Here is a 12,805-nt window from a genome sequence, read left to right as displayed (position 1 = left end):
GATGAAAACCCTACGCATCGGTTCTGGCGCCGGCTATTCCGGCGACCGAATTGAGCCTGCCGTGGAACTCGCCGAGCAGGGTGACCTGGATTACCTCGTGTTTGAATGCCTGGCCGAACGCACCATCGCCTTGGCGCAACAGGCGCGCATCAGTGATCCACAGGGCGGGTACGACCCGCTGCTGAGTGAGCGCATGCGCCGGGTGTTGCCCTTTGTCGGCCGGCCTGACGGTCGACGCCGCTTGCGCGTCATCACCAACATGGGCGCGGCCAACCCGGTGTCGGCGGCCATGGAAACGCGGCGGATTGCCAGTGAGTTGGGCCTGAACCTCAAGGTGGTGGCCGTGGTGGGCGATGACGTGTTGGCGACCTTGCAGCCCGAGCAATTGCTGGATAACGGTCAGACCCTGGGTTCCCTGGGCGAGCGGCTGATTTCTGCGAATGCCTATCTGGGTGTCGACGGCATTCTTGAGGCGCTGCACGCCGAAGCCGATGTGGTTATCACTGGGCGTGTGGCCGACCCGTCGCTGTTCCTGGCGCCGCAGATGTTTGAGTTCGGCTGGGCGGCGGATGATTGGCAGCGCCTGGGCCAGGGTACTTTGGTCGGGCATTTGCTTGAGTGCGCGGGTCAGGTCAGCGGTGGCTATTTCGCAGACCCTGGTTTCAAGGACGTGGAGGATTTGGCGCGGCTGGGCTTTCCCCTGGCTGAGGTGAATGCCGACGGCGCAGCCTTGATCACCAAGGTGGCAGGTTCGGGCGGGCGGGTCAGCCGTGCTACCTGTACAGAACAATTGATCTATGAAGTTCACGATCCTGCGGCTTACCTCACGCCGGACGTAACGGCCGATTTTTCCCAGGTGGGGTTTGTCGAGGAGGGCGTTGATCGCGTGCGCGCTCAAGGGGCGGGCGGCCGTGCGCGGCCCGAACAGTTGAAGGTCAGTGTCGGTTATCTGGACGGTTGGATCGGCGAAGGGCAGATGTCCTACGGTGGACCGGGTGCTGTTGCACGGGCGCAACTGGCACGGGATGTCGTACTCAAGCGCCTGGCGTTGATGGGCGTCAACATGCAGGACGTGCGCGCCGAGTTGATTGGCATGGACTCGCTCCACGGCCCACGCAGTAACGTCGAACCTTGGGAAGTACGCCTGCGCGTGGCCGCTCGCTGTGAAGCACGCAGCGAGGCGGTGCGGGTCGGCAATGAAGTGGAAACCCTCTACACCAACGGCCCGTCCGGCGGCGGTGGGGCGAGCAAGAGCGTGCGGCAAGTGGTGGCGGTGGCGTCGTTATTGCTGGCGCGTAGCGCTGTAAAACCGAGGATCGAAGCATGAAATTGCACACGCTGGCCCATTCGCGTACTGGCGATAAGGGCGACACCTCGAACATCTCGATCATTGCCTATCGCGCTGAAGACTACCCACTGCTGTGTGAACAGCTGACGGCCGAGCGCGTCGCCGAGTTTTTTGCCGGCTTGCGTGAACCCGGCGCGGCGCCAGTGCGGCGCTATGAGTTGCCCAACGTGCAGGCGCTGAACTTTGTGTTGCCCGGAATCCTGCGCGGCGGCGTTACCCGTTCGCTGGCGTTGGATGCCCATGGCAAGTGCCTGGGCTCGGCTTTATTGGATCTAGATGTGACAAGCCACACTTAAAAACACCACAGAGCAAATGTGGGAGCTGGCTTGCCTGCGATGGCATCACCTCGGTACTCCTGAGAGACCGAGTCGCTTGCATCGCAGGCAAGCCAGCTCCCACAAGGGATACCTGTGTTTGTCAGATCGCAGCAAACCGCTTGTCCAGGTAGTCGATGATTACCTTGGAGTCATACATCCAGGTGGTCTGGCCATTTTCTTCGATGCGCAGGCACGGCACTTTGATCTTGCCGCCTTGTTCCAGCAGGGTCTGGCGGTCTTGCGCGTTGTTCTTCGCGTCCTTCAACGCCACCGGCACATTCAGGCGGTGCAGCGTACGGCGGGTCTTCACGCAGAACGGGCAGGCGTGGAACTGATAGAGGGTCAGGTCCTTGGCCGCTGCGTTGACTTGCGCCTGTTGTTCGGCAGGGCGCTGCTTTTTGCGTGGGCGGGTAAGGAAGTCGCCCGCGATGATGACGTGGCCGAGGCCCACTCGAAGTGCTTTGACGAACATGGCTGAAACCTCTTGCCCATGACAGAAGGGGCCGCAGCTTACCTTAATTCTGCAGGCGAAAAAAAACCGGCGATGAACGCCGGCTTTTTCCTACGCAGCCTGTTACTTGATCAGGCTGAGGAATTCGCTGCGGGTGGCCGCGTTTTCGCGGAACTCACCCAGCATCACCGAGGTGATCATTGACGAATTCTGTTTTTCCACACCGCGCATCATCATGCACATGTGCTTGGCCTCAATCACCACTGCAACGCCCAAGGCGCCGGTGACCTGCTGGACCGCATCGGCAATCTGACGGCTGAGGTTTTCCTGGATCTGCAGGCGGCGGGCGTACATGTCGACGATACGTGCAACCTTCGACAGGCCCAGCACTTTGCCGCTCGGGATATACGCGACGTGAGCCTTGCCAATAAACGGCAGCAGGTGATGTTCGCACAGCGAGTACAGCTCGATGTCCTTTACCAACACCATTTCGCTGTTGTCGGAGCTGAACAAGGCACCGTTGGTGACTTCTTCCAGTGTCTGTTCATAGCCGCGGCAAAGGTACTGCATCGCCTTGGCGGCACGCTTTGGCGTGTCGAGCAGGCCCTCGCGGGAAACGTCCTCGCCGAGCTGGCCGAGGATCGCGGTGTAATTCTGTTCCAATGTCACAGAGCGTTATTCCGTATGGGTTCTAGAGGGGTACGGTTTCAGTCTGTACCAATTTTGTACCATTCAGGCTTTGCTCAAGCTTCCCGACTTCGCTCCAATCTTCACTGGAGTTGATCCACCGGGCGTAAGTCGTCAGCAGCATTTGCACGCTGTGACCGAGCTGATTAGCAATGAACCCAGGGTTCATGCCTGCCATTAAGCACATGGTAGCGTAAGTGTGGCGGCAGTTGTATTGCCGTCTGGCCCTGATCTTCAACGCGACCCGCGCCGCCTTGAAGTGCTTGTCAGTCACGCTGGCCTGTTGGATGAACTCGAAGTTCTTGGTAGGCGGGAAGACCTACGGCGATTGCTTGTGCTGACGCCTGCTCTGTTTCGCCCTCAAACCGGCCACGCTCTTGGCCATTTCAACGGCATTTAATGCCCTGCTATTTAGCATGAATCGCCGTGCTTCACGGGTTTTCGTGCGCGCCTCGATCTTATAGTCAGTCACGATTCTGCACACGTTGGCGACACGTCCATCTATGTCCACCTCATCCAGCGCAACGCGGTTATCTCCCCAGGCCGCATGCCGGTGTAAAACGCGAACTCAAAATAGTCCGCGTGAATCCGCATTGAGTCGGTCAGCACCTCGTACAGGTGCCCGAGATCAAATCCGTCTCCGCTACTGTGAAAGGGGCCGTGGGCCACCTCCTCGACGCGCGCTTTGATCGGCACGGCGCGATCCTTAGCGGTCCTGTGGCAAAAGCGTGTTTCAGCATATATGAGAACGTGTTCGAGTTTTCCTGATTCCGTTCAGCTTCACTTTCGCTACACACTGCTGGTTTCCACGCAGCAACGTTTAAGTAGAAGATTTCAGACAGTACTTTATTCGCTAATCAATTCGTTTATTCCAAAGACGTACCCGTTAGGATCTTTGAAGTAGAATATTTTGTAGCCGCCTTCGCTTGATTCTTTCAGGACTTCTGCTTTTCCTTTAATGCGGGCAACAGTTACATCAAATTCTTCGGTGTTTATGTAGAAAAAGCCACTTCCGCCAACTGGATAACCCGCTAGAAATGGCATGAATTCCTTAACCTCATGCTCGGGTTGGATCATGAATAGCGGATTATCACCATCAAGTATCATGTGAATGCTGTGGGGCGGCGCGATACTCTCACGTGTCACAACGTAGCCAATACGCTCAAAAAAATCGAGGGTTTCAGTAACGTCGCGTACTGCCAAGCAAGCAGTGAATTTTAGTGGTTCCATTGTTTTGGGTTCCTTTATTTAATATAGGGTTTGGAGGGGCGGTGAAGCCACTTCGTTTTGCTCCCGAATGTCGGGTTGAAAGAAATTATACATACCCCTAGTGACAGATTCTGTCAGTAGTGAACAGCTCAATTGACGACTTAATTGTGGGTTAGATCGATACCTTTCAATAAAGCCCTACGCTGCTCCGGCTCATTTTAAGACTCTAGCATGTCCGCCCTCTGGCACCTCTGGCCCTCGACGATCGACTGCAGACTCCCTATGGAATCGCTGAACAGGTCTCCGATCCAGAGTTACGCGCCTCGGCTGCATCAGCTTTGGTCGGTGGCCTGTAGGTAGTGGTGGTATTTGACGGCCAGTCAGGCGCCATGAGGACGGCCAGGGTCAGCTTGATGAACTCCTCGTTCTCGTCGATGGTGTGCAGGGCGTCGCGTATGTTCTCTGCGACTTCAGCGGAACCGCGCTGCTCTACCTAGTTCGATAGCTCCATGATGGAAGCCTAGAGGGCGAGTCGGTTTTCGTAGAGTTTCGAGAGGAGGGAAGGGATCAGATCTGAGTTAGGCAGCGGTGTTCCTCCAAGGAGTGAACAGGGTACCAGCTGATGCGATTTAGTTTGTTGGGTGTTCGGTCGGCAGGATGCCGGAGAGGGGATGGATCTCGTATCAGTTTTTGTACCAATGACCGTGTAAATTAGGTCAAGACCGGGTAACACTGGAGTAAGCAAGTCCCCGGATTAATTAACTATTGTTACTTTGCCTTACCCCTTTAGAATCACGGTGTAATTCTGTTCCAGAGACACCAAACTGCCTGTGGGATTCTCGCAAGGCGCATGGTTACGGTGGCGGACACATCGCTGCAAGCCTGACGATGGCCTTGTTACTCGTCACGCCCTTCCATCATGGTGCGCTTGAGCATCACGTACACCGCACCGGCGCCGCCGTGGCGGGCCTGGCATGAGGTAAAACCCAGCACTTGGGCATGTTGACGCAGCCAGGTGTTGACGTGGCTTTTGATCATCGGCCGCTTGCCATCCAGCCGCACGGCCTTGCCGTGGGTAACGCGCACGCAGCGGATTTCGAATTTGGTTGCTTCGGCCAGAAAGGCCCAGAGGGTTTCGCGGGCTTTTTCCACGTTCATACCGTGCAGGTCGAGGCTGCCTTCGAACGGGATCTGACCGATCTTGAGCTTGCGCATCTGGCTTTCCTGCACGCCGTCGCGGGCCCACATCAGCTCATCTTCGGGGCCTACGTCGATCACGAACTGGTCCGAAAGGCCGTCCACAGTAGTGGCATCGGTGCGCACGGTCGCAGCCTGGCGCAGTTTGGCGATCTGTGCCCGGTCGGTCTTGGGTTTGCCGGTGTCGGCGCGGTCGTGCTTGATCGGCTTGACGCCGCGCAGCTCGTTTTTGAACAGGGAAAAATCGTCGTCTTGCATGTCAGCCTCCGCGAAGGGCGGGCAGTTTACCTAAATCGCGGCGGCCAGGGCGCAGGAAACGCTATCCATGCGCCATCAGTCGTGCTTTTTCATCAGGTGCGAAGCGATGTTCAGCGACAACGGCTGGCGCATGCGCCGACGGCTGCGACGCCACAACCATACGCCCAACCACAGCACCAGCAGCCCGATTCCCAACAGAATAGCCGAGCCGCCCGGGCTGGCATTCAGCTCGCCGAGGGCCGGCGAATGACCAAACAAACCGGCGCCACCGGCACCCGCCAGCAGCAGACCTACAATTGCCAGCAGCGCGGCAAAGCCGGCCACCAAGCGCAGACGCCAGTTGCTCGGCCCCTTTGGGCGCAAGCGACGAGCATCAAAACCATCGGATATCTTCATTCCGACCTTTCCTCCAGGGTATCGGCCCTTCGACCGGAAGATACACAGGTTGTTCCTGTGCCTGAGGCAATTGCAGCAAATGACAGGCATTTGCAGATGAGCGGGGCAATAAACACGCCGCGCCGCTCATCCGAGGGGCGATCAGATCAGATCTTTGGTTGACGCGAGGGTAGCGAAGTTGTCAGCCATGATGGCCATCTCAGTCTGCTGTACGTGCTCGGCACTCAGGATGCCGCCTTTGTAGGGCAGGTCGCGGGTGGCGCAGGCGTCTTCCACCAGGGTGCAGCGAAAGCCCAGGTTCTTGGCCGCGCGCACGGTGGTGCTGACGCTGGAGTGGCTCATGAAGCCGCAGACGATCAAGTCCAGGGAGCCCAGGTCTTGCAAGTGCTTTTCCAGGCCGGTGCCGTGGAAAGCGCTCGGCAGCAGCTTGCCGATAATGGTTTCGTCACCGAGCGGCTCCAGGCCGGGAATGAATTCGCCACGCTCGCCCTGCGGGTCGAACAGGCCACCGACGGTGCCCAGGTGACGTACGTGCACGATCGGGCGCCCGGCGTTGCGCGCTGCGGCGACCAGTTGCTGGATGTTGGCGACCGCTGCGTCCATGCCTGAGAGGGCGAGTGGGCCGCTGAGGTATTCCTTCTGGGCGTCGATGATCACGAGGGTCGCATGGTTCAGGTTGGCTGCTGCATAACCGCGACCGCTGAGTTGAAACATCGTCTTTGGAACGGACATTCTGGGGCTCCTGTGAGGGGGGCTTTTGTGACATTGTCCACTGGCTGAGCGGTTCTGTGAATCGCTACCATCGTAAGGTACGCCGTTGTTGGCTCACAGCCATGTCAAGTGGGCGGCTTGTTTAGTGCAACGATGGCAAATTGGATGAATTCCGACGGGTGGCGAAGGGTTTTCATCCATCGTCGGTACAGGCGAAGGCTGTTAGAATCGCCAGTCGTTTTTTCCAGGAGCTTGCCCCCGTGATCACATCCCGCCTGCGCACGTTGCGCGACCACATCCGTTGGGCTGTCAGCCGTTTCCATGGGGAAGACCTGTTTTTCGGCCATGGCACCGACAACGCCTGGGACGAAGCCCGGCAATTGGTGCTCGGCGCCTTGCACCTGCCTTGGGAAATCGCCGACAGCTACCTGGACTGCAACCTTGAAGAAGAAGAAATCTCCCACGTGCAGCGTTTGCTGCACCGCCGTATCCATGAGCGCGTGCCTACCGCTTACCTGTTGAAAGAAGCCTGGTTCTGCGGCATGTCGTTTATTGTCGATGAGCGTGTGTTGATCCCGCGCTCGCCGATCGGCGAACTGATCGAAAACCGCTTCGAACCGTGGCTGGCCCAGCCGCCGGCGCGCATCCTCGACCTGTGCACCGGCTCCGGTTGCATCGGCATCGCGTGTGCCTATGAGTTCCAGGACGCTGAAGTGGTGCTGGGCGACTTGTCCTTCGAAGCGCTGGAAGTGGCCAACCAGAACATCGAGCGCCATGGCGTTGATGAGCGCGTATACACCGTGCAGGGCGACGGCTTCGACGGTCTGCCGGGCCAGCGTTTTGACCTGATCGTGTCCAACCCGCCGTATGTGGATGCCGAGGACTTCGCCGACATGCCGGATGAATATCAGCATGAGCCGGAACTGGGCCTGGCCTGCGGTGATGATGGCTTGAACCTGGTTCGACGCATGTTGGCCGAGGCCGCAGACCACCTGACCGAGAAAGGCTTGCTGATTGTCGAAGTCGGCAACAGCCAGGTCCACGTTGAGACGTTGTACCCGGAAGTGGACTTTGCCTGGCTGGAATTCCAGCGCGGTGGGCATGGCGTGTTCATGTTGACGGCTGAACAGTGCCGGGAACATCAGGCAGTGTTTGCTGCGCGGGTTTAACCAAAATCGGCTGAAGAAACACGATCAATGTGGGAGCTGGCTTGCCTGCGATGGCGGTATATCAGTGGCACAAGTGCTAACTGACCCACCGCCATCGCAGGCAAGCCAGCTCCCACCTGTTTGTTTGCATTCCAGCCTGTTATCGGTGTGTCGCAATCCAGATCAGCAACCCGGCCTGAAACACGGTAAACGCCACCAGGCAGGTGATGGTAAAGCGCAAACCGCTGTCCTCACGCTTGAACTTGGTGACCTTTTCCTCTTCCTTGCGCAGCTTTACTTCCTGCTCGGCGAGGTTCTGTTCAGCTTGCTGGAGCATTTGCGCAGCTTCGAGGATTTCCACGAACTGCACCTTCTCGGTGTTCCAGCTGTCCAGCACTTCGCTGACCTTGCCCGGCTGCACATTGCCTTTGAGGTGCTGTACATCGGCATAAGCCACATCAAAGCCCTGGATACGCAGGAAGTGATCGCGGCGCAGGCGCGTAGCTTCGTTGAGTGCATCCTTGTTAGCCAGGTCCACACCGTCGACGCGGTAATGTGACCATTTCTTTTTTGCCCACGCCGCGCCTTGTGCGACGAGGAAACGACCGATACCCCGGTTGGCCGGTTCGATTTCCAGGCTGTTGCCCGGGCCGAAATGCACGCGGTGCGTATCGTGATCGACCCAGATATCCAGGTGGTTCTGCTCGCGACGTACTCGCTGGCCTGGCAGTTGGATGACCATGCGCAACAGGCTGTGGTGTTTATCATTGCGCTCGGCATAGCCGAATTGCACGAAACGCAACGGCCGCACGCCGGTGGCGCGATCCGTGGCCAGGGGCGCCAGGCGCAGCATCTTGAAATGTTCGGCCTGTACGTCCGCCCACGGCAGTGCCGCTGCCTCGACGGCCTCGGTTTGTTCAGCCGGGGTGTCGGCGGTCGATTCGGGTGTTGCTTCGGTGGTTGTCATGCGGCGCGATCCTGTCCAAGCCCTGCGAGTCGACAGTCTTTTTACTGTTGACCCTGGGCTTATCGGCCGTTTTCTGCAGGACTGGAGGCAAATAGTCGCTTAATGGGGTTGAAGTCCGTCGATAAAGCGCACGATGCGCTGGCCCAACTCAGCGGCGAGGGGCAGTTTCGGATCGTTGTAGGACTCCAGTTGTTCCTTCACGTCCTTGGGCACGATGCGCATCACATGGTTCATGCCTTCGATTACCGTCAGTTGCGCGTCCGGCTTGGCATTTTTCAGTTGTCGGGCATCGGCCACGCCTACCTGAATGTCGTTGGTACCCTGGATAATCAGCGCCGGCATGCTCAGTTTGGCGAAGGCAGCCGACGGATCGGCGCGAAACAGGCTAATAAGATAAGGCTGCACGCTGGGTCGGAAAATACCTTCCAGCGGGCGCGGTACATCGGCATCCACCTGGCCGGCCTTGAGGTGGTCGAGAATTTCATTGCTGCGCAGCAACAGGGCAGGGGGCAGGTGATCGGCCAGTTGCTGGCGAATCACCTGGTCCACCGGTCGTGCGCTGCCGGACAGGGAAATAACGCCAGCCGGGTCGAGTTGCGGTGCGGCGAGGGCCGCTACCAACGCGCCTTCGCTATGGCCCAGCACAATCAGCGGGCCCATCCGGATATCCGCCTTGAGCAGTTTGCCCCAGGCGACGGCGTCGGCCACGTAGGCATCCAGGGTCAGGTTGCGCTCATCGGGGGTGGCAGCAAGGCTGGCGGCCACGCCGCGCTTGTCATAGCGCACGCTGGCGATGTTATTGCGGGCCAGTACCCAGGCCAGGCGCTTGAGGCTGTCGTTACGCGCGCCATCTGCACTGTTGCCGTTACGGTCGGTCGGGCCGGAGCCGGCGATGATCAACACGACGGGCACGGGTTTGTCGGATTTGGGCAGCAAGAGCGAGCCAAACAGCTCGCCGCTGCCGGTGTCCAGGCTGATAGGCCGTTGCAGCACGACAGGGGAGGCGGCGAAGCCAATACTGGAAAACAGGGTAAGGGTCAAAAGCAAAACTCGCAGCATCATCGCGCCATCATTGGGAAGGTGCCGGTTGGACCAACGTCTACCGGTAAGGTTTCGAGGATGAACTAGTCGGTTAGCCTGCGTATACTGGCGGCCTTAAGTTATTACGGTTGACTTGATTCAACTGATTTCACGGAGCGCCCTGCATGTCCGGCAATACCTTCGGCAAGCTGTTCACTGTCACCACCGCGGGCGAAAGCCATGGCCCGGCGTTGGTCGCCATTGTCGACGGCTGCCCGCCCGGCCTCGAGCTGTCTCTGGAAGACCTGCAGCGCGACCTCGATCGCCGCAAGCCCGGCACCAGCCGCCACACGACCCAGCGCCAGGAGCCCGACGAAGTCGAGATTCTCTCCGGCGTGTTCGAGGGCCGCACCACTGGTTGCGCCATTGGCTTGCTGATCCGCAATACCGACCAGAAGTCCAAGGACTACTCGGCAATCAAGGATCTGTTCCGCCCGGCCCACGCCGACTACACCTACCACCACAAATACGGCGAACGCGACTACCGTGGCGGCGGCCGCAGCTCGGCCCGCGAGACTGCCATGCGTGTGGCCGCCGGTGCCATTGCCAAGAAATACCTGGCCACCCAGGGCATTGTTGTCCGTGGCTACATGAGCCAGTTGGGCCCGATCGAGATCCCTTTCAAGACCTGGGACAGTGTGGATGACAACGCGTTCTTCAGCCCCGACCCGGACAAGGTGCCGGAGCTGGAAGCCTACATGGACCAGTTGCGTCGCGATCAGGACTCGGTCGGTGCCAGGATCACGGTAGTCGCCGAAGGCGTGAAGCCTGGCCTGGGCGAGCCCATCTTCGACCGTCTGGATGCCGAACTGGCCCACGCGTTGATGAGCATCAATGCGGTCAAGGGTGTGGAAATCGGCGCCGGTTTTGCCTGTGTCTCCCAGCGAGGCACCGAGCATCGCGATGAGCTGACACCGCAAGGTTTCCTCAGCAACAACGCGGGTGGCATCCTCGGCGGTATCTCTTCCGGCCAGCCGATTGTGGCGCACCTGGCCCTCAAGGCAACGTCGAGCATCACCACGCCGGGCCGTTCGATTGATGTCAACGGCAACCCGGTCGACGTCATCACCAAGGGCCGCCACGACCCGTGCGTCGGTATCCGTGCCACGCCGATTGCCGAAGCGATGATGGCCATCGTGTTGATGGATCACCTGCTGCGCAACCGTGGGCAAAATGCCGATGTGCGCGTGAGCACTCCGATACTGGGCCAGCTGTGACGGCTTGACCGTGACAGCGCTCCCGTACTGGCGACTCTCCAGCTTCTACCTGTTTTACTTCGCCCTGCTGGGGGCGACGGCCCCTTTCCTGGCGCTGTACTTCGATCACCTGGGGTTCTCCAGCGCGCGTATCGGCGAACTGGTGGCCATCCCCATGCTGATGCGCTGCGTGGCGCCGAACCTGTGGGGGTGGTTGGGCGACCATACCGGCCGACGCCTGGCCATCGTGCGATTTGGCGCGGTGTGCACCCTGGCAAGTTTTTCGCTGATTTTTGTCAGCAAGACCTATGCCTGGCTGGCGTTGGTCATGGCGTTGCACGCGTTTTTTTGGCACGCGGTGTTGCCGCAGTTTGAAGTGATTACCCTGGCGCACCTGCAAAAGCAGACCTCGCGCTACAGTCAGATCCGCCTGTGGGGCTCGATCGGTTTCATTCTCACCGTGGTGATCATGGGCCGCCTGTTCGACTGGCTGAGCCTGGACATTTACCCGGTGGTGGTCGTGGTGATCATGGCCGGCATCATCGGCGCCAGCCTGTGGGTGCCGAATGCGCAGCCTGTCAGCCATGGCAATCGTTTGGCCGGCGACGGTTTTCTCAAGCAGCTGCGCAGCCCCGGTGTCCTGGCGTTTTATGCCTGCGTGGCGTTGATGCAAATGAGCCACGGCCCGTATTACACCTTCCTGACCCTGCATCTGGAGCATTTGGGCTACAGCCGTGGCGTGATTGGTCTGCTCTGGGCAGTGGGCGTTGTGGCGGAAGTGCTGATGTTCCTGGCCATGAGCCGCATCCTCACGCGCTTTTCGGTGCGACGGGTGCTGCTGGCCAGTTTCCTGTTGGCGTCGGTACGCTGGTTGCTGCTGGGCTCATTCGCTGAATTCTTCTGGGTGCTGCTGCTGGCGCAGGTGATGCACGCCGCCACCTTCGGCAGCTTTCATGCGGCGGCCATTGCTTTTGTGCAACGTAGTTTCGGCGATAAACAACAAGGCCAGGGCCAGGCGCTCTATGCTGCCTTGGCCGGTACCGGGGGCGCCTTGGGGGCCCTGTATTCCGGTTACAGTTGGAATCTGCTGGGGCCGACCCTGACGTTCAGCATCGCCAGCATCGCGGCCCTGGCCGCCGCCGTTATCATTGGCCTTCGATTGCAAGAGCCGAACCAAGGAACCGTGCAATGAGTTATGTAGCTGTTTACCACGTCGCCACACCGGACACCCCGAACAAGGTCCTGACCCATTTCGACGATATCGCTGCGGCCCTGGCCGAGCATGGCGTGCGGTTCGAACGTTGGCAGCCCAGCCCCATCGAGAAGGGCGCCGGCGACGCTGAAATGATCGCTGCCTACCAGGAGCAGATCAATGCTCTGGGTTACGCCTCTGTGCAAGTGCTCAGCGTGACGAGCGACCACCCACAGAAAGCCGAGCTGCGTGCCCAGTACCTTGAGGAGCGCCGCTACAGCGACGACGAAGTGCGCTTTTTCATCGCCGGCGTAGGCCTGTTTGCTGTGCACGTGGGCGAGTACATATACGCCGTACGCTGTGAGAAAAATGACCTGCTGGTGATCCCGGCCGGAACGCCCCATTGGTTCGACATGGGCGAAAATCCGCACTGTGTGACATTGCGCCTGTTCAACAGCGCTGACGGCGCAGTGCCTGAATTCACCGGCAGCGATATGGCTGCTCGTATTCCCGGATTGGACGACTAAATACACGTATCTAAATATGCAATCCCGACAATTTGGAAGTTGCTGTGGGAATAAGCCTAATTATCTGTAAGGCATCGCTGTTTATGCGGCGACTTATGCCTTGATTCCATTCGTTATGTAA

At 59.1% G+C, this 12,805-nt stretch carries 14 protein-coding genes and 1 pseudogene; 6 read left to right on the top strand and 9 right to left on the bottom strand.

Going from position 1 to position 12,805, the window contains the following annotated elements; all coding sequences use genetic code 11:
- Position 1 precedes the first annotated feature (1 nt).
- Complete coding sequence (locus A7J50_RS20125) at positions 2–1,327, top strand: acyclic terpene utilization AtuA family protein (RefSeq protein ID WP_064453387.1); 1,326 nt, start codon at positions 2–4, stop codon at positions 1,325–1,327.
- Entirely contained in the window at positions 1,324–1,644 is a 321-nt protein-coding gene (locus A7J50_RS20120) for a hypothetical protein (RefSeq protein ID WP_064453386.1), read from the top strand. The genes A7J50_RS20125 and A7J50_RS20120 overlap by 4 nt, the downstream gene beginning before the upstream one ends.
- Before the next feature lie 121 nt (positions 1,645–1,765).
- Here A7J50_RS20120 and A7J50_RS20115 read toward each other — a convergent pair whose 3' ends face one another.
- The 7 genes and pseudogenes from A7J50_RS20115 to A7J50_RS20080 form a co-directional block, all read right to left on the bottom strand.
- Positions 1,766–2,137: a glutathione S-transferase N-terminal domain-containing protein gene (locus tag A7J50_RS20115; RefSeq protein ID WP_064453385.1), complete on the bottom strand. Its 372-nt coding sequence runs from the start codon at positions 2,135–2,137 to the stop codon at positions 1,766–1,768.
- 102 nt (positions 2,138–2,239) lie between these two features.
- A complete protein-coding gene (gene folE, locus A7J50_RS20110) occupies positions 2,240–2,785 on the bottom strand; it encodes a GTP cyclohydrolase I FolE (protein ID WP_010456659.1) in 546 nt (181 codons plus the stop codon).
- 864 nt (positions 2,786–3,649) lie between these two features.
- A complete protein-coding gene (locus tag A7J50_RS20095; protein WP_064453383.1) occupies positions 3,650–4,033 on the bottom strand; it encodes a VOC family protein in 384 nt (127 codons plus the stop codon).
- 358 nt (positions 4,034–4,391) lie between these two features.
- Positions 4,392–4,598: pseudogene (locus A7J50_RS31980) on the bottom strand (hypothetical protein); the annotation flags it as partial.
- Between the two features lie 311 nt (positions 4,599–4,909).
- Positions 4,910–5,467 carry a Smr/MutS family protein gene (locus A7J50_RS20090; protein WP_064453382.1) on the bottom strand — a complete coding sequence of 186 codons (558 nt, stop codon included), beginning with the start codon at positions 5,465–5,467 and terminating at the stop codon, positions 4,910–4,912.
- A gap of 75 nt (positions 5,468–5,542) precedes the next feature.
- The gene (locus A7J50_RS20085) at positions 5,543–5,863 is read right to left on the bottom strand and encodes a hypothetical protein (RefSeq protein ID WP_064453381.1); all 321 of its coding nucleotides are present in this window, start codon (positions 5,861–5,863) and stop codon (positions 5,543–5,545) included.
- A gap of 141 nt (positions 5,864–6,004) precedes the next feature.
- A complete protein-coding gene (locus tag A7J50_RS20080; RefSeq protein WP_064453380.1) occupies positions 6,005–6,595 on the bottom strand; it encodes a cysteine hydrolase family protein in 591 nt (196 codons plus the stop codon).
- 239 nt (positions 6,596–6,834) lie between these two features.
- Here A7J50_RS20080 and prmB point away from each other — a divergent pair, with 239 nt between their 5' ends.
- The gene (gene prmB, locus A7J50_RS20075; RefSeq protein ID WP_064453379.1) at positions 6,835–7,743 is read left to right on the top strand and encodes a 50S ribosomal protein L3 N(5)-glutamine methyltransferase; all 909 of its coding nucleotides are present in this window, start codon (positions 6,835–6,837) and stop codon (positions 7,741–7,743) included.
- 139 nt (positions 7,744–7,882) lie between these two features.
- Here the strand turns inward: prmB and A7J50_RS20070 are convergent, their stop codons facing one another.
- On the bottom strand, positions 7,883–8,689 hold the full coding sequence (locus tag A7J50_RS20070; protein WP_064453378.1) for a hypothetical protein: 807 nt from the start codon (positions 8,687–8,689) through the stop codon (positions 7,883–7,885).
- A 99-nt stretch (positions 8,690–8,788) separates the two neighbouring features.
- Positions 8,789–9,751 carry an alpha/beta hydrolase gene (locus A7J50_RS20065; protein ID WP_064453377.1) on the bottom strand — a complete coding sequence of 321 codons (963 nt, stop codon included), beginning with the start codon at positions 9,749–9,751 and terminating at the stop codon, positions 8,789–8,791.
- 143 nt (positions 9,752–9,894) lie between these two features.
- Between A7J50_RS20065 and aroC the strand changes: the two genes are divergently transcribed.
- From aroC to A7J50_RS20050, 3 genes are read left to right on the top strand one after another with little or no spacing between them, the layout of a single operon-like run.
- A complete protein-coding gene (gene aroC, locus A7J50_RS20060; protein ID WP_064453376.1) occupies positions 9,895–10,986 on the top strand; it encodes a chorismate synthase in 1,092 nt (363 codons plus the stop codon).
- 10 nt (positions 10,987–10,996) lie between these two features.
- Positions 10,997–12,157: an MFS transporter gene (locus A7J50_RS20055; protein ID WP_064454986.1), complete on the top strand. Its 1,161-nt coding sequence runs from the start codon at positions 10,997–10,999 to the stop codon at positions 12,155–12,157.
- Positions 12,154–12,684: a 1,2-dihydroxy-3-keto-5-methylthiopentene dioxygenase gene (locus A7J50_RS20050; protein WP_064453375.1), complete on the top strand. Its 531-nt coding sequence runs from the start codon at positions 12,154–12,156 to the stop codon at positions 12,682–12,684. Before A7J50_RS20055 ends, A7J50_RS20050 begins: the two co-directional genes overlap by 4 nt.
- Positions 12,685–12,805 lie beyond the last annotated feature (121 nt).

Source organism: Pseudomonas antarctica, assembly GCF_001647715.1.
In the GTDB taxonomy this organism is placed as follows: Bacteria; Pseudomonadota; Gammaproteobacteria; order Pseudomonadales; family Pseudomonadaceae; genus Aquipseudomonas; species Aquipseudomonas antarctica_A.
This window is presented reverse-complemented; position numbering and strand designations above follow the sequence as displayed.